General features: G+C 58.7%; 18 protein-coding genes and 1 pseudogene. 7 read left to right on the top strand and 12 right to left on the bottom strand.

Annotated elements, in window-relative coordinates; translation table 11 throughout:
• The first annotated feature begins 74 nt into the window (after positions 1-74).
• Both ACOI6Z_RS20775 and ytfE read left to right on the top strand, forming a co-directional pair.
• On the top strand, positions 75-1,046 hold the full coding sequence (locus tag ACOI6Z_RS20775) for a DMT family transporter (protein WP_420687512.1): 972 nt from the start codon (positions 75-77) through the stop codon (positions 1,044-1,046).
• Positions 1,047-1,128: 82 nt separating this feature from the next.
• The gene (gene ytfE, locus ACOI6Z_RS20770) at positions 1,129-1,791 is read left to right on the top strand and encodes an iron-sulfur cluster repair protein YtfE (RefSeq protein ID WP_032454637.1); all 663 of its coding nucleotides are present in this window, start codon (positions 1,129-1,131) and stop codon (positions 1,789-1,791) included.
• 104 nt (positions 1,792-1,895) lie between these two features.
• Here ytfE and cycA read toward each other — a convergent pair whose 3' ends face one another.
• Complete coding sequence (gene cycA, locus ACOI6Z_RS20765; RefSeq protein WP_023291730.1) at positions 1,896-3,299, bottom strand: D-serine/D-alanine/glycine transporter; 1,404 nt, start codon at positions 3,297-3,299, stop codon at positions 1,896-1,898.
• A gap of 305 nt (positions 3,300-3,604) precedes the next feature.
• On the bottom strand, positions 3,605-4,225 hold the full coding sequence (gene fklB / locus ACOI6Z_RS20760; RefSeq protein ID WP_002886687.1) for an FKBP-type peptidyl-prolyl cis-trans isomerase: 621 nt from the start codon (positions 4,223-4,225) through the stop codon (positions 3,605-3,607).
• 219 nt (positions 4,226-4,444) lie between these two features.
• Here fklB and ACOI6Z_RS20755 point away from each other — a divergent pair, with 219 nt between their 5' ends.
• On the top strand, positions 4,445-5,119 hold the full coding sequence (locus tag ACOI6Z_RS20755) for a LysM-like peptidoglycan-binding domain-containing protein (protein WP_023291729.1): 675 nt from the start codon (positions 4,445-4,447) through the stop codon (positions 5,117-5,119).
• Between the two features lie 108 nt (positions 5,120-5,227).
• On the opposite strand, the gene rplI is transcribed toward ACOI6Z_RS20755, so the two are convergent.
• From rplI to rpsF, 4 genes are read right to left on the bottom strand one after another with little or no spacing between them, the layout of a single operon-like run.
• Positions 5,228-5,677 carry a 50S ribosomal protein L9 gene (gene rplI, locus ACOI6Z_RS20750; protein WP_004206464.1) on the bottom strand — a complete coding sequence of 150 codons (450 nt, stop codon included), beginning with the start codon at positions 5,675-5,677 and terminating at the stop codon, positions 5,228-5,230.
• Positions 5,678-5,718: 41 nt separating this feature from the next.
• The gene (rpsR, locus tag ACOI6Z_RS20745) at positions 5,719-5,946 is read right to left on the bottom strand and encodes a 30S ribosomal protein S18 (protein ID WP_000135199.1); all 228 of its coding nucleotides are present in this window, start codon (positions 5,944-5,946) and stop codon (positions 5,719-5,721) included.
• Between the two features lie 4 nt (positions 5,947-5,950).
• A complete protein-coding gene (gene priB / locus ACOI6Z_RS20740; RefSeq protein WP_002885722.1) occupies positions 5,951-6,265 on the bottom strand; it encodes a primosomal replication protein N in 315 nt (104 codons plus the stop codon).
• 5 nt (positions 6,266-6,270) lie between these two features.
• Complete coding sequence (gene rpsF, locus ACOI6Z_RS20735; RefSeq protein ID WP_008807174.1) at positions 6,271-6,666, bottom strand: 30S ribosomal protein S6; 396 nt, start codon at positions 6,664-6,666, stop codon at positions 6,271-6,273.
• A gap of 341 nt (positions 6,667-7,007) precedes the next feature.
• Between rpsF and ACOI6Z_RS20730 the strand changes: the two genes are divergently transcribed.
• Positions 7,008-7,283 carry a DUF1471 domain-containing protein gene (locus ACOI6Z_RS20730; protein WP_004206463.1) on the top strand — a complete coding sequence of 92 codons (276 nt, stop codon included), beginning with the start codon at positions 7,008-7,010 and terminating at the stop codon, positions 7,281-7,283.
• A gap of 149 nt (positions 7,284-7,432) precedes the next feature.
• Positions 7,433-8,626 carry an MFS transporter gene (locus ACOI6Z_RS20725; RefSeq protein ID WP_049014180.1) on the top strand — a complete coding sequence of 398 codons (1,194 nt, stop codon included), beginning with the start codon at positions 7,433-7,435 and terminating at the stop codon, positions 8,624-8,626.
• Positions 8,627-8,688: 62 nt separating this feature from the next.
• Here ACOI6Z_RS20725 and ACOI6Z_RS20720 read toward each other — a convergent pair.
• Together ACOI6Z_RS20720 and yjfP are read right to left on the bottom strand one after the other, a co-directional pair.
• Positions 8,689-9,174 (bottom strand): annotated as a pseudogene (locus ACOI6Z_RS20720) (L-ribulose-5-phosphate 4-epimerase); the annotation flags it as partial.
• 10 nt (positions 9,175-9,184) lie between these two features.
• The gene (gene yjfP, locus ACOI6Z_RS20715; protein ID WP_023291719.1) at positions 9,185-9,901 is read right to left on the bottom strand and encodes an esterase; all 717 of its coding nucleotides are present in this window, start codon (positions 9,899-9,901) and stop codon (positions 9,185-9,187) included.
• 209 nt (positions 9,902-10,110) lie between these two features.
• Here yjfP and bsmA point away from each other — a divergent pair, with 209 nt between their 5' ends.
• Together bsmA and yjfN are read left to right on the top strand one after the other, a co-directional pair.
• A complete protein-coding gene (gene bsmA, locus ACOI6Z_RS20710) occupies positions 10,111-10,419 on the top strand; it encodes a biofilm peroxide resistance protein BsmA (protein ID WP_023291718.1) in 309 nt (102 codons plus the stop codon).
• A gap of 137 nt (positions 10,420-10,556) precedes the next feature.
• Complete coding sequence (gene yjfN, locus ACOI6Z_RS20705) at positions 10,557-10,832, top strand: DUF1471 family protease activator YjfN (RefSeq protein ID WP_004206450.1); 276 nt, start codon at positions 10,557-10,559, stop codon at positions 10,830-10,832.
• Here the strand turns inward: yjfN and ACOI6Z_RS20700 are convergent.
• The 4 genes from ACOI6Z_RS20700 to nsrR form a co-directional block, all read right to left on the bottom strand.
• Entirely contained in the window at positions 10,823-12,460 is a 1,638-nt protein-coding gene (locus ACOI6Z_RS20700; RefSeq protein WP_023291717.1) for an isovaleryl-CoA dehydrogenase, read from the bottom strand. The two genes, yjfN and ACOI6Z_RS20700, sit on opposite strands and share 10 nt — an antisense overlap.
• Positions 12,461-12,584: 124 nt before the next feature.
• On the bottom strand, positions 12,585-13,316 hold the full coding sequence (gene rlmB / locus ACOI6Z_RS20695; protein WP_002885669.1) for a 23S rRNA (guanosine(2251)-2'-O)-methyltransferase RlmB: 732 nt from the start codon (positions 13,314-13,316) through the stop codon (positions 12,585-12,587).
• 79 nt (positions 13,317-13,395) lie between these two features.
• Positions 13,396-15,834, bottom strand: coding sequence for a ribonuclease R (gene rnr, locus ACOI6Z_RS20690; RefSeq protein ID WP_023291716.1), 2,439 nt, complete (start codon positions 15,832-15,834; stop codon positions 13,396-13,398).
• Positions 15,835-15,870: 36 nt separating this feature from the next.
• The gene (gene nsrR / locus ACOI6Z_RS20685) at positions 15,871-16,296 is read right to left on the bottom strand and encodes a nitric oxide-sensing transcriptional repressor NsrR (protein WP_002885667.1); all 426 of its coding nucleotides are present in this window, start codon (positions 16,294-16,296) and stop codon (positions 15,871-15,873) included.
• Positions 16,297-16,335 lie beyond the last annotated feature (39 nt).

Below are 16,335 nucleotides of genomic sequence, written 5' to 3'. Positions count from 1 at the left end.
GCGCAATCTCATACAATATTCCCGCCCGCCCTCCTTCTACACTGCAGACAACCGTGATGACAATGGATGCAATGATGATTAGTGGTGTGTTGTACGCCCTGCTGGCGGGGCTGATGTGGGGATTAATCTTTGTCGGGCCTTTGCTGGTGCCCGAGTATCCGGCGATGCTCCAGTCGATGGGACGCTATCTGGCGCTGGGTCTGATCGCCCTGCCGCTGGCATGGCTCGGGCGCGCGCGTTTGCGCCAACTGAGCCGGAACGACTGGTGGACCGCGCTGGGTCTGACGATGATGGGAAATCTTATCTATTACGTCTTTCTGGCCAGCGCCATTCAGCGCACCGGGGCGCCGGTCTCTACCATGATTATCGGCACGCTGCCGGTGGTATTGCCGGTCTTCGCCAATCTGCTCTACAGCCAGCGCGACGGAAAGCTGCCGTGGCGGCGCCTGTTTCCGGCGCTGGTCTGCATCGCCGTCGGCCTGATCTGCGTTAACGTCGCGGAACTGCGCCAGGGTTTGCCTGATTTTAGTCCGTGGCGCTACGGCTCCGGCATTGCGCTGGCGCTGGGGTCGGTGGTCTGCTGGGCCTGGTATGCGCTGCGCAACGCCCGCTGGCTGCGGGAGAATCCGCATCAACCGCCGATGATGTGGGCTACCGCTCAGGCGCTGGTGACGCTTCCGGTTTCGCTGGCCGGTTATCTCGCCGCCTGCGCCTGGCTGCACGGTCAGCAGGCCGGGTTCCCCCTGCCCTTCGGCCCGCGCCCGGCGGTGTTCATTACGCTGATGCTGGCCATCGCGGTGCTCTGCTCATGGGTCGGCGCGCTGTGCTGGAATATTGCCAGTCAACGGTTGCCGACGGTGATCCTCGGGCCGCTTATCGTTTTCGAAACCCTGGCCGGGCTCCTGTATACCTTTCTGCTGCGACAAAGCTTACCGCCGCTGCTGACCCTGAGCGGTATCCTGCTGCTGGTGCTCGGCGTGGTCTCCGCCGTACGCGCCAGGCCGGACAAACCGACGTTGCAACCGCTGACGCACGAAAAAAAGTAGCCGGGCCCTCTTAAGGGGTATTCCCTCGCCATAAAGATGCATTTAAAATGCATCTTATATTCCTGATGACGAGGTAACTGCTATGGCTTTCCGTGACCAACCTTTAGGCGAGCTGGCGCTGACCATCCCGCGCGCCTCCGCCCTGTTCCGTCAATACGATATGGACTACTGCTGCGGCGGCAAACAGACGCTGGCGCGCGCCGCATCGCGTAAAGCGCTGGATGTCGCGGTGATCGAAGCCGAGCTGGCGAAACTGGCCGAGCAGCCCGTCACCCACGACTGGCGCGCGGCGCCTCTCGCGGAGATTATCGATCATATCATCGTTCGCTATCATGATCGGCACCGCGAACAGCTGCCGGAGCTGATCCTGCAGGCCACCAAGGTGGAACGGGTCCATGCCGATAAACCGAACGTGCCGAAAGGGCTGACGAAGTACCTGACCATGCTGCAGCAGGAGCTCTCCAGCCACATGATGAAAGAGGAGCAGATCCTGTTCCCGATGATCAAACAGGGGATGGGCGCCCAGGCCGGGGGCCCCATCAGCGTGATGGAAAGCGAGCATGACGAAGCGGGTGAACTGCTGGAGGTGATCAAACATATCACCCATAACGTGACGCCGCCGCCGGAAGCGTGCACCACCTGGAAAGCGATGTATAACGGTATCAACGAGATGATTGACGATCTGATGGAGCACATCAGCCTGGAAAATAACGTGCTGTTCCCGCGTGCCCTCGCAGGAGAATAACGAAAAAGGCGCCCGCAGGCGCCCTCGACATTGTCCGTCTTATTTGGCCACTCCGGGTGGCCTTTTTTATGACGGTCCGTTGCAAGCAACGTTAAAATGCTCTTTTATTTCGCCAGACGTTTTTTGCCGGCAAACAGCCAGCCCGCACCCAGCAGAACGAACCACAGCGGGGTGACCATCAGCGCTTCACGGGTGTCATCTTCGAGGGTCAACAGCACCAGTACGAAGACGAAGAAGGCCATGCACACCCAGCACATTAATTTGCCCAGCGGCATCTTATATTTGGACTTCTCGTGCAGCTGCGGACGCTTTTTACGGTAGACCAGATAAGAGCAAAGGATAATGGTCCAGACGAACATGAACAGGATCGCCGACACCGTGGTGATCATGGTGAACGCGGCGATCACGCTCGGGTTGACCATCAGCATCACCACACCGCCCAGCAGGCACATGCAGGAGAAGGTTAAGCCCTTCGCCGGCACCGCACGCTTCGACAGCTTGGCGAACATCTTCGGCGCCTGACCATCCTGCGCCAGACCGAACAGCATACGGCTGGTGGAGAAGACGCCGCTGTTGGCCGATGAGGCTGCGGAAGTCAGCACCACGAAGTTAATCAGGCTCGCCGCCGCCGGCAGACCAACCAGCACGAACAGCTCAACGAACGGGCTCTTGCTTGGCACCACGGAGCTCCACGGCGTCACCGACATAATCACAATCAGCGCGAAGACGTAGAACATAATGATACGCAGCGGGATGGAGTTAATCGCCCGCGGCAGGGATTTTTCCGGGTCTTTGGTTTCGGCCGCGGTGGTACCGACCAGCTCAATCCCCACGAAGGCGAATACCGCAATCTGGAAGCCGGCGAAGAAGCCGCTCAGCCCTTTCGGGAACCAGCCGCCGTCATTCCACAGATGCGCGAAAGAGGCCTCGACGCCGGTCGGCGATTTGAAATGCATCATGACCATCACCAGGCCGACCACGATCAGCGCCACGATGGCGACGATTTTGATCATCGCGAACCAGAACTCCATTTCGCCAAACATTTTAACGGTGGCAAGGTTCAGGCCCAGCAGCAGCAGGATCACCGCCAGCGACGCGACCCAGTCGGAGAGTCCGGGAAACCAGAACTGCGCGTAGGCGGTGATCGCCACCACGTCCGCCATCCCCGTCACCACCCAGCAGAACCAATAGGTCCAGCCGGTAAAGTAGCCCGCCCAGGGGCCCAGCAGATCGGCCGCAAAGTCACTGAAGGATTTATATTCGAGGTTCGACAGCAGTAATTCGCCCATGGCTCGCATAACGAAAAACAGCATAAAACCGATAATCATATAAACAAAAATAATGGATGGCCCGGCAAGGCTGATGGTTTTGCCAGAACCCATAAATAATCCAGTGCCGATCGCCCCGCCAATTGCAATCAGCTGAATATGTCGGTTTGTGAGATTTCGCCGTAGCGATTGTTCAGTCGGCTCCTGCTCGACAGCAGCGACTTTAACCTGATCTACCATGTGATTTCTTCCTGTTGTACCTGTCTGTGTTGTTCAGGCTCTGATGGCCTGTCGTCTGTCATTAACCCCAGCAAGGGCTAGTCGATATTAGGTAAGAATCGGAGGGATGAATACTATGATTTAGATATAATGTTAATTTTATGTTTAAAGTGAGTGTTATATCACTCATCTAACGCGAAATAGCTCACAAAAATACACCCATACGCGATGAATGCAAAACATAATTCCAATTAATTTTTAACTTAAGGATTTTACGCTATTTTTGTGGCTTCCCCCGCCGCCGGGGAAGAGGAAGCCTCTGCTGTTTAGATAATATCCAGCAGTTCAACTTCGAAGATCAGGGTGCTGAACGGAGGGATCGACGCGCCAGCGCCGCGCTCGCCGTAGGCCAGGTTGTGCGGGATGGTCAGTTCCCATTTGGAACCTACCGGCATCAGGGTCAGCGCTTCAATCCAGCCGCCGATTACGCCGGTCACCGGGAACTCTGCCGGTTCGCCGCGGGCGACGGAGCTGTCGAAGACGGTGCCGTCGATCAGTTTACCGGTGTAGTGCACGCGTACGCGGTCGGTACGGGCCGGGATCGGGCCTTCGCCCTGGGTCAGCACGCGGAACTGCAGACCGGACTCGGTGCTGTTCACACCCTCTTTCTCGCGGTTTTCATCAAGGTATTTCTGGCCGTCAGCGGCCATCGCCTGGAAACGCTCGCGACGCACGGCGTCGGCGCGCTCGTGGATTTCACGCAGCGCACGGTGGACGGCTTCTACCGGCACCTGCGGCTGGTTACCTTCCAGCGCATCGGCGATACCCGCCACCAACGCTTCCGGCAGCAGCCCCTGCAGGCCGGATTCGCTCAGCTGTTGTCCAACCTGCAAGCCGATACCGTAACTTGCCTGCGCTTCGATAGTGTCAAAAGTTGGGGTTGCCATCTTTGTTCCTTTTTTGGGTGATAAACATCAAGAGAAAAGCGTCCGGAAGCATAACAGCCATAGCGAAATGGGTAAAACTTTGTCGGCGGATGATGACAAATCTCAGCGAAAAAGAAACAATAGGCGGCATCAGGTTAACTTCACTTTGTTCCGGTCATCAGGACGTTAGCCATCTATACTCATAGGCAGGATAAAAATATGCGGAGCAGGAGGAAAGCCATGCCCGGGCGCTTTGAACTGACATCTACCCTGGCGAAAATCTGGCACGCCCCGGATCATTTTCGCCTCCTGGACCCACTGCCCCCGATGCACCGCCGGGGAATTATCGCTGGCTTCCTGTTGGTGATTATCGGCATTCTGCTTCCCTCAGACGATAGCCAAAACCCGGCGTCCACCAGCCGTGAAGCAAACCTGAATCTGCAGTCGCAGTCCCAACCGCAAGCTGGCGGCAATCAGGCCGTTCCGCTGCCGCCGATCACCAATACGCCTACCGTGAGCGATGCCGACCAGATGGCGCCGGTCGCCCCGGAGCCGATTCAGGATGAGCAACCGGACCAGGCGCAAACGCAGCAGCCCGCCGCCTCCCAGCCCTATCAATCCTCATCGCAGCAGTCCGCGCCGGGCATTGAACAGCAATGGCGGACCTATCGCATCGAGTCAGGCAAAACCCTGGCCCAGCTGTTCCGCGATCATGGGCTGCCGGCCACCGACGTTTACGCCATGGCGCAGGTTGAAGGCGCAGGTAAACCATTAAGCACGTTGCAGAGCGGACAGACGGTGCAGATTCGGCAGAACGCCAACGGCGTGGTCACCGGGCTCACTATTGATACCGGCAACGGACAGCAGGTGCTGTTTACCCGCCAGTCGAACGGCAGCTTTGTGCGCGCGCGCTAGCAGCGAAGACGACAGCGAGCGTTACGCCGCCGCAAAATGAAAGGCGCTAAAAAGCAAAACGCCGGCACAAGGCCGGCGATTTGTTGTTACCAGAACGTCAGAGGCCGATTACTCAGCAACCACGTTGATGATAACTTTAGCGAAAACTTCGCTGTGAACCTGGAAGTCCACTTCGTGCTCGCCAACGTTACGCAGAACGCCGTTCGGCAGGCGAACTTCGCTCTTAGCAACTTTAACGCCTGCTGCAGTGACAGCGTCAGCGATGTCGCGAGTACCGATGGAACCGAACAGTTTACCTTCGTCGCCAGCTTTAGACGCGATGGTTACGGATTCCAGGGCGTTGATCTGCGCAGCACGAGCTTCAGCAGCTGCCAGAACGTCAGCCAGTTTGGCTTCCAGTTCAGCGCGACGTGCTTCGAAGAATTCAACGTTTTTCTTGGTAGCAGGAACAGCTTTACCCTGCGGGACCAGGAAGTTACGAGCATAGCCCGCTTTAACGTTAACCTGATCACCCAGGCTACCCAGGTTTGCTACTTTATCAAGCAGAATAACTTGCATTACCTTATCCTCTCAAAGTCGTATTAATGGACCGTGACCGATTACTGATGACGATCAGTGTACGGCAGCAGGGACAGGTAGCGAGCGCGTTTGATAGCGCGAGCCAGCTGACGCTGGTATTTTGCACGGGTACCGGTGATACGGCTCGGGACAATCTTACCGCTTTCGGTGATGTAGTTTTTCAGCGTAGCGATATCTTTATAGTCGATCTCTTGAACGCCTTCCGCGGTGAAACGGCAGAACTTGCGACGACGGAAATAACGTGCCATATGGCTAGTCTCCAGAATCTATCAATTCAATCTGCTCGGCATGCAGAACCATTTTGCTCAAGCCGTTCTTTGCCTTATGGCAAGAGATGAACCCTCGAACGGTTACTGCGCTACCGACCGTTATACTGTGAGTAATGGCCTGGTTCTCGTGACCGCTAATAATAACGGGCATTTGACACCATGCCTGCCGGTGAAAACCGGCTTCCTCCTGCACTGAACGATGCTCAAGCACGAACTGGCAGTGAGGAATTCCTGACGGGCTGACCTTACGAAGTGGAGTCCTGCAAATAATGCCGGACAGCTCCAGACGGTTGGTCATCAGGATTACTCTTCAGAATCCCCAGCTTCAGAATCATCTGCGGTTTCGTTGGCGAAATCTTCGCGACGCTCACGGCGCTCGTCTTTCGCTTTAACCATCGGAGATGCTTCGGTAACAGCGTGCTTAGTACGCATTACCATGCTGCGGATAACGGCGTCGTTGAAGCGGAAGTTAGTTTCCAGCTCATCGATCGCTTCCTGCGGCGCTTCAACGTTCAGCAGAACGTAGTGAGCTTTGTGCAGTTTGTTGATCGGATAAGCCAGCTGACGGCGGCCCCAGTCTTCCAGACGGTGGATCGTACCTGCTGCTGCAGTGATTGCACCAGTGTAACGTTCGATCATGCCCGGAACCTGTTCGCTCTGGTCAGGATGGACCATAAAAACGATTTCGTAATGACGCATCGAATTGCTCCTTACGGATTATTCAGCCTCCTGTCTGGGTCAGCCGCGGCCCATGGAGGCAAGGAACGTGTTAAAGGGCGGCTGAAAAATTGACGCGTCATTCTAATGGCGGCCCCCCAGGAACACAAGCGCATTTGCACAAATAATTCGCACTAAGCGCCAAGTGGCGCTAAGTGGGTGATTTAAAATTAACCAGCAAAGGAAGCGGCATTTTTTTGAACAACTGCATCAGAAAAGGTCGCGATACGCCGTTCAATCAGCGATTACACTTAAATCAGAAACCCAATGACCACAGGAGAGCCCCGAGTCAGCGTCAGGACTGTCAGTCAGGAGCGTAGTATATGAAACTGAAAATCATCGCCATGATGGCTGCGCTTTTCTTCAGCGCCAACGCGTTGGCAGCTATCCAAATCACCGAACGACAGGCCCGCAACATGGACGATGTGCAGAGCCTCGGCGTTATCTATATCAATCACAATATGGCCACTGAGCACGAGGCCGAACAGGCCCTTAGCCAGTTGAGCGATGCGCAGGGGGCGAAATATTTTCAGCCCATCCTGATGCACGAACCAGAAACCAACGGCCCGCTTCGCGCCAGCGCGGTGATTTACCGCTAATGTCGGGCCCATTCTTCGCCTCTCCTCGCGAGGGGCGAAGCAAGGCCAGCGGCTAAACGCAATTGAGAATAATTTTATAAATCAACTTATCAGCGTCATCGCAACCTGATTTAATCAGCCACTCGCCATTTGATATTCAGGAGTGATTGATGGTTCCGCGTTTCGCCACCTTAGGCCGCATCCCCAAAGGCGTTTGGGTACTCGGCGGCGTCAGCCTGCTGATGGATGTGTCGTCCGAGATGATCCACAGTCTCTTACCGCTGTTTATGGCCACCACCCTCGGCGCCAGCGTGATTATCATCGGTCTTATCGAGGGGCTGGCGGAAGCCACCGCCCTGATCCTGAAAATCTTCTCCGGCGCGATCAGCGACTACGTCGGTAAGCGCAAAGGGCTGGCGCTGCTGGGCTACGGCCTGGGCGCGCTCAGCAAGCCGCTGTTTGCCATCGCCCCGACCGCCGGCGTGGTGTTTAGCGCCCGCATGATCGACCGCGTAGGCAAAGGCATTCGCGGCGCGCCGCGCGACGCGCTGGTCGCCGACGTCACCCCACCGGAGATCCGCGGCGCCGCCTACGGGCTACGTCAGGCGCTGGATACCGTTGGCGCCTTTCTCGGCCCGCTGCTGGCGGTGCTGCTGATGTTTATCTGGGCCAACGATTTTCACGCTATATTCTGGGTGGCGGTTATTCCCGCCGTGCTCTCTATTCTCCTGCTGGGTTTTGGCCTGCAGGAGCCAAAATCCGCCATCGACCATCAACGCAGTAATCCGCTGAAGCGCGAAAATCTGCAAAAGCTCTCCGCCGCCTACTGGTGGGTAGTCGCCATCGGCAGCATCTTCACCCTCGCCCGCTTCAGCGAAGCCTTTCTGGTGCTGCGCGCCCAGCAGATGGAGATCCCGCTGTTTACCATTCCGCTGGTAATGGTGGCGATGAACCTGGTCTACAGCGTTACGGCCTACCCGTTCGGCAAGCTCTCTGACAACATGAGCCACAGCAAACTGCTGCAGTGGGGACTGCTGGTGCTGATCCTCGCCGATATCGTGCTGGCCCTCAGCGCCCACTGGAGCACGCTGCTGGTCGGGGTCGCGCTGTGGGGAATTCATATGGGGATGACCCAGGGGCTGCTGGCGGCGATGGTCGCCCATACGGCGCCGCCGGCGCTACGCGGCACGGCGTTCGGTATGTTCAACCTGATGAGCGGCCTAGCGCTGTTGCTGGCCAGTACCGGCGCAGGCGTGCTGTGGGAAACCTTCGGCGCCGCTTCGACGTTTTACGCTGGCGCGATAATTTGCGTGGTCACGCTCATCGGCATGCGCGCTATGCCGTCGGCTTATCGTCAGGGCTAAAAACGGCTCCGGGGCCAGACCAGTTGCTTCACCGTGACGGTGAAAGCCCCGGAGCGCGTCGTTTACTTCTGCCCGTAGTAGGCGTTCGGCCCGTGTTTACGCAGAAAATGTTTTTCCATCAGCCAGCTGTCAATCGGCTGCAGCCGCGGATTAATGCCGCGGGCAATCCACGCCATGCGCGCCACCTCTTCCATCACCACCGCATTGTGCACCGCCTCGTGGGCGTCTTTCCCCCAGGAGAACGGCCCGTGCTGATAGACGACGATCCCCGGCGTATGCAACGGGTTTGCCTCGCCCAGCGTTTCGATAATCACCTTCCCGGTGTTCAGCTCGTAGCCCTCATCCACCTCCTGCGCGCTAAGCGCCCGGGTGCAAGGGATATCACCGAAAAAGTAGTCCGCATGGGTGGTGCCGAGCGCCGGGATCGCCAGCCCCGCCTGCGCCCAGGCGGTAGCGTGCGTCGAATGGGTATGCACCACCCCGCCAAGGCCGGGATAACGGCGATAGAGCGCCAGATGGGTAGCGGTATCAGAGGAGGGACGCCAGCGTGATCCGCGTTTAAAGATGCTGCTGGAAAAAGGCGACCGTCGTGGCCAGCGCCTCCGGGGTTATGCGATGGCGGACGCCTTTCTGCCAGACGCAGGTCAGCCTGGCGGCAAGATCGCTCTGCCTGAGCGCCTGCTCAAGCCGGAAGGTCTCTGCCGGCGGCACCACGTCGTCGGCATCGCCATGCCAGAGCAGCAGCGGCCGCCGGGCGAGCGACGCCAGCTGATGACTGACATCCCACTCGCTGAGGCTGTCGCCATCAAAGCCAGGCGAGGGAAACAGGGTTTGCGACAGCGAACGAAAATAACCCGACCCCATCAGGCAGGCGACGCTGTTCAGCTCGGGATGATGCGTCATGATACCCAGGGCCGTCATTCCCCCCATCGACGCCCCCGCCACCGCCAGTCGCTCTCCTTCCAGCCAGCCTTCGGCGATAATCGCCTCGCGCAGCGCGGGAAACTCTCTGAAATTCTGCTGCAGGATCGGCCAGAAGCGCTGCATCCGCCCGGTCTCATCACCGTGATAGCGCGCGCCATGCTCCGGCGCGTCCGGCATAATCACCCGGAAACCCGCCTGGGCCAGCGCCACTGCAAAGTAGCTGTAAACCAGTTTTGACGAGGTAAAGCCATGATAAAAGACGATACAGGGCAGTGGCTTATCCAGACTCTCCTGCGGGCAGGCATGCAAAATTTCGCCACCGCCGAGGTTGCGCATTTCGAGTGCAATCATTTATCGTCTCCCTTCTCTATTGTGGTTAGGCAGCATGGGAAAATGCATTCACCAGGCAACCCCGTTTGCTACGATTCATAATGTTGAGAACCCGGTTACGCTTTCACAACATTTTCATTCGAAAATCGCGTCAGAGATAACAGTTCGGGAACATTCCCCGGAAATCCTGTTAAGGCTACCACTACACTATCACTATCAGGAAACGAGATATGGTTATGCGCAGGTTTTGTCCGTGGTTACTGGCTATCGTCCTCAGCGGGTGTAGCGCTCTGCAGGGAACGCCGGAAGCCCCGCCGCCCGCCACCGACCATCCGCAGGAGATCCAGCGCAACCAGACGGCTGGCCTGCAGAAAATGGCCACGGTGAGCGTACTGATGTACGGTTCGCCGATGGATGTCGAAGCGGCGCTGAAGGCCAAAGCAGAAGCGGCCAAAGCCGATTACTACGTCATCATCATGATCGATGACACCATGGTACCCGGCCAGTGGTATTCGCAGGCGATCCTCTATCGTCGATGACGAGACGGCGTCTTTAAATCTGCTTTACACAGCTTTGCGTCCATTCACGTTCTCCTGTGCATAATAACGTTCGGCCAGCCACCTGGCAGGACGTTAGCAACGGACTGCCCTTGGGACTACGTGAAATGGAGCTGACGATGAAACGATCTTTTACCCTATCCAGCCTGCTGTTAACCACTGCGACGGCCAACACCTCCGCGCAGTCAGCCGAATTCGCCAGCGCGGATTGCGTCACCGGCCTGAATGAAATCGGTCTGATCTCCGTCGCTAATCTTTCCGGCAGCCAACAGGATGTGGAGCACGCCATTGCCCGCAAAGCGGACGAGCAAGGCGCCTCCTGGTATCGCATTATTCAGATGTACGAGGAACAACAGCCGGACAGCTGGCGCGTGCAGGCCATTCTCTACGCCTGAGGCGCCTGGCGCCCCCGCCCCATGGCCCGCAGCAGCAGGTCGTCGAGGGTCGGCGCGTCAAGACGTATGCCGCCGCGCGTGTCGAGCATCATCCGGCACCAGGCTTCGGCCAGCGGCGGCGAAGCGAAACGCAGCATCTGCGCCCCCGCCCCCAGACGATAGACCAGCCGGGCAATCTCTCTGCCCTGCTCTTCGGCGGGTCGTTTCAGCAATTGCTGCAGCTGACGCCATGCGCGGTCGAGATGGCGGTTCTGTCCTTTCACCTCCGCACACTCCGCGGCCAGCAGCTCCATCGCCGCCGGCTGCTTGCTCAGCACCCGCATCACATCGAGGCACATAATATTGCCTGAGCCTTCCCAGATGCTGTTGACCGGCATCTCGCGATACAACCGCGGCAGCTCACTCTCCTCGCAATAGCCGATCCCTCCCAGGACTTCCATCGCCTCAGCGACGAACGGGATGCCGGCCTTGCAGATGGCAAACTTGGCCGCAGGCGTAAACAGACGCGCCCAGGCGCTTTCCCGGGCATCATCCCGACGGTCCCAGGCCCGCGCCAGACGAAACAGGAACGCGGTTTGTCCTTCAAGACGGAGCGCCATTTGCCCCAGCAGCTGGCGCATCATCGGTTGATCGACCAGATTTTTACCGAACGCCTGGCGCTGTAGCGCATGATACAGCGCCACCGAGAAGGCCCGGCGCATCAGGGCATGGCTGCCCAGCGCGCAGTCAAAGCGGGTCAGGCCGCCCATCCTGAGGATCTGCCGCACGCCGTCGCCCTCATCGCCCACCAGCCAGCCGCAGGCGTCATAAAACTCCACTTCGCTACTGGCGTTGGAGCGGTTGCCGAGCTTCTCTTTTAAGCGCTCCAGCCGCACGCCGTTGCGCTGTCCGTCGGGCAGCAGGCGCGGCACAAAGAAGCACGACAGGCCCGCTGGCGCCTGGGCCAGCACCAGGTGGGCATCGCTCTGCGGCACCGAGAAGAACCATTTGTGTCCCACCAGCCGGTAAAACCCTTCCGCCGTTTTCTCCGCGCGGGTGGTATTGCTCAGCACATCGGAGCCCCCTTGCTTCTCGGTCATCCCCATGCCAATCAGCAGGCCGCGCTTCTGGCCGCCCGGCGCGAGGTGGGGATCGTAACGGTCGCTCAGCAGCGGCGACAGCCAGTCGCCAAAAGGCGCAGGCAGGGCGTGCTGCAGCAGGGGCGTCGCGGCGAAGGTCATGGTAATCGGGCACAGCGTTCCGGCCTCTACCTGGGCGTGGAGCAGAAAGCGAGCGGCGCGCGCGACAAACGCGCCTTCACGGGCCTCCTCCTGCCAGGCGAGATTATGCACCCGGTTCGCACACAGCCCCTGCATCAGCAGGTGCCAGGCGGGGTGGAAGCGAACGTCGTCCAGTCGGGCGCCGGTGGCGTCATAGCGCAGCAGCTCCGGCGGGTTGCTGTTGGCCAGGCGTCCCAGCTCCAGCGATTCTGCGGTCCCCAGCTGCTGGCCAATGCTGGCGAGCAGATCGCCATCCCAGCCGGCGCCTTCACGGACCACCGCTTCACGCAGGGCGGTATCAGACAGGAACAGATTGCTGTTATTCAGCGGGGTCGGTTGATTAAAAACGGTGTGCGTTTGCCAGTGCATCGTGTCTCCCTCCATCAATGGCGATAACCATAAGTATGGTTATCCGGGGAGATACTCGCCCGCGAGAGCGGTCACAAAAAAGCCATCCCGGAGGATGGCTTTTCAGTTCCGTCAGCGGATCAGCTTAGCTGCGCTGGCGTACCGCCTCAAACAGGCAGATACCAGTGGCCACCGAGACGTTCAGCGAGGAGACGCTGCCCGCCATCGGGATGCTGATCAGCTCATCACAGTGCTCGCGGGTCAGGCGGCGCATACCTTCGCCTTCCGCGCCCATCACCAGCGCCATCGGCCCGGTCATTTTGCTCTGGAACAGCGTATGGTCGGCTTCACCTGCGGTTCCGACGATCCAGACGTTCTCCTCCTGCAGCAGGCGCATGGTGCGCGCCAGGTTGGTGACGCGGATCAGCGGGACGTTCTCCGCCGCGCCGCAGGCCACTTTCTTCGCCGTCGCATTCAGCTGCGCGGAACGATCTTTCGGCACAATCACCGCGTGCACGCCGGCAGCATCGGCGCTGCGCAGGCAGGCGCCGAGGTTATGCGGATCGGTCACGCCGTCAAGGATCAACAGGAACGGCTGATCGAGCTGCGCCAGCAGATCCGGCAGATCGTTCTCCTGATACTGACGCCCCGGCTTCACACGGGCAATGATCCCCTGGTGTACCGCGCCTTCGCTCTTCTCATCGAGGAACTGGCGGTTGGCCAGCTGAATCACCACGCCCTGCGCTTCCAGCGCGTGGATCAGCGGCAGCAGGCGCTTATCCTCACGGCCTTTCAGAATATAAACTTCCTGAAAACGCTCAGGTGCGCGCTCCAGCAGTGCCTGCACCGCATGGATGCCGTAAATCATTTCACTCATTGATGTACTCGTTTTAGGTTCTGTTATCCGCCCTTCACCCCGTTCTGCGTCAGCAGACTTCAGAGTGAAGGGTGGTCAATCACTCGGCGCTCTTCTTCTTTGCCGCGCGCTTGGCTTTGGTCGCGGCGGCGATTTTCTGCGTTTTCGCCGACGGTTTTTTCGCTTTCTTCTCGCCTTTCGGCTTCGCTTTCGCCTGGTCTTTTTCTTTGCGGAACGCGCTGTCCGGCTCGAAGTTCACCTGCTTACCAACCTGACGACGACGGCCGCCCGGTTTGCCGGAGGTGCTCTTTTTCGCTTTCTCACGGGCGGTTTTGCCGACATTACGCGGCGCGCGCTCGCTGGAGATCAGGGTAAAGTCGATTTTACGCTCGTCCATGTTGACCGCTTCCACACGGACTTCCACGCGGTCGCCCAGGCGATAGGTCTGCCCGCCGGACTCGCCGATCAGACGCTGCCCCACCTGGTCGAAACGATAGTAGTCGTTATCGAGGGAGGAAACATGCACCAGGCCGTCGATAAACAGATCGTTGAGACGAACGAAGAAGCCAAAGCCGGTTACGCTGGCGATAACCCCGGAGAAGATATTGCCTACCTGATCCTGCATGAAGTCACACTTCAGCCAGTCGGAGACTTCGCGCGTCGCTTCATCGGCGCGACGTTCGGTCATCGAGCAGTGCTCGCCCAGCTGCAGCATCTCTTCCATGCTGTAGTGCCAGCCGCCGGTCTCCGTGCTATTGCCTTTATGCCCCTGCTCTTTGGCCAGCAGATATTTGATGGCGCGGTGCAGCGACAGATCCGGGTAACGACGGATCGGCGAGGTGAAGTGGGCATAGGACTGCAGCGCGAGGCCAAAGTGGCCGCGGTTTTCCGGATCGTAGACCGCCTGCTTCATCGACCGCAGGAGCATCGTCTGCAGCATTTCCGCATCCGGGCGATCGGCGATGGAGGTCAGCAGTTCGGCGTAATCGCGCGGCTCCGGCTTGTTGCCGCCCGGCAGTTCCAGACCCAGCTCCGCCAGCACGCTGCGGAACGCGGTAATCGCCTCGGTGCTCGGCTTATCGTGAATACGGAACAGCGCCGGCTCCTGCGCCTTCTCAACGAAGCGCGCAGCGGAGATGTTCGCCAGGATCATGCACTCTTCAATCAGCTTGTGCGCATCGTTACGCTGGGTCTGTTCGATACGCTCGATACGGCGCTCGGCGTTGAAGATGAATTTAGCTTCTTCACTTTCAAATGAGATACCGCCGCGCTCTTCGCGGGCGCCATCCAGCACCTTGTAGAGGTTATGCAGTTCTTCAATATGCTTCACCAGCGGCGCGTAGTGCTCACGCAGCTCCTGGTCGCCCTGCAGCATATGCCACACCTTGGTATAGGTCAGGCGAGCATGTGAACTCATCACCGCTTCATAGAATTTATAACCGGTCAGACGGCCTTTTGACGAAATCGTCATCTCGCACACCATGCACAGGCGATCGACCTGCGGGTTCAGCGAGCACAGACCGTTAGACAGCACTTCCGGCAGCATCGGCACCACCTGCGACGGGAAGTAGACCGAGGTTCCGCGGCTGCGCGCTTCAGCGTCCAGCGGCGTCCCTGGACGCACGTAGTAGCTGACGTCGGCAATGGCTACCCACAGGCGCCAGCCGCCGCCGCGTTTCTTCTCGCAGTACACCGCGTCATCGAAGTCGCGGGCATCTTCGCCGTCAATGGTGACCAGCGGCAGGGAGCGCAGATCGACGCGCCCGGCTTTCGCCTCTTCCGGCACCTGCTCTTTCAGGCCGGAAACCTGGTTTTCTACCGCCGGCGGCCAGACGTATGGAATTTCATGGGTGCGCAGCGCCATATCGACGGCCATGCCGGTACCCATGTTGTCGCCCAGCACTTCGACGATTTTCCCCACGGCTTTGGTGCGGCGGGTCGGGCGCTGGGTCAGCTCGACCACCACCACGTAGCCCATCCGCGCGCCCATAATCTCTTCCGGCGGGATCAGGATATCGAAGCTCAGGCGACTGTCGTCCGGGACGACGAAACCGACGCCAGCGTCGGTAAAGTAGCGGCCAACAATCTGGCTGGTTTTCGGCACCAGGACGCGGACAATGCGCGCTTCGCGGCGGCCCTTGCGGTCCGCGCCCAGCGGTTGGGCCAGCACCTGGTCGCCATGAATACAGGTTTTCATCTGCTCTGACGACAGGTAGAGATCGTCTTTGCGCCCTTCAACACGCAGGAAACCATAGCCATCACGGTGGCCGATAACGGTTCCTTTGAGGAGATCAAGGCGCTCCGGCAGCGCATAGCACTGACGGCGGGTGAAGACCAGCTGACCGTCGCGCTCCATCGCGCGCAGGCGGCGGCGCAGCGCTTCGGTTTGCTCTTCGCCCTCGATATTTAACTCGATGGCCAGCTCATCGCGGCTGGCAGGCTTTTCCCGTTTGGTTAAATGTTCGAGGATAAATTCCCGGCTCGGGATTGGGTTCGCGTACTTCTCAGCTTCGCGTTCCTGGAATGGATCTTGTGACATATCGGTTCCTCCGTTGTCATCTCCGGCAGAGTGGCGTCACTCCACCAGCAATAATTTATAAAGCGGTTGATTCTTCTCAACCAAATCAGCCAGCGTATAGTTATCCAGTTCCTTGAGAAAACTCTGCGCGGCTTCAGCTAGCGCCTGTTTCAAACGACAGGCTGGTGTAATGTGGCAAAACTCGCTGCTGCAGTTGACCAGCGATAAGGGTTCAAGGTCGCGCACCACGTCACCGACGCGGATCTGTCCTGCTGGTTTGCCGAGGCGAATGCCCCCGTTCTTCCCCCGCACGGCAGTTACGTAGCCCATGCGACTTAACTGATTGATTATTTTAACCATATGATTACGGGAGACGCCATAGACCTCGGTCACTTCCGAGATACTGGTCATCCGTCCTTCCGGCAGCGACGCCATATAAATCAGCGCCCGTAGTCCGTAATCGGTGAAACTCGTTAACTGCACATAAACCTCAGGGAAAAGAAAACAGGGTATGTCGAGCGA

It is taken from the genome of Klebsiella sp. C239 (assembly GCF_048822715.1).
Classification (GTDB): domain Bacteria; phylum Pseudomonadota; class Gammaproteobacteria; order Enterobacterales; family Enterobacteriaceae; genus Klebsiella; species Klebsiella quasipneumoniae.
The sequence above is the reverse complement of the archived record's forward strand: the minus strand, read 5'-3'. Positions and strand labels throughout refer to the sequence as shown.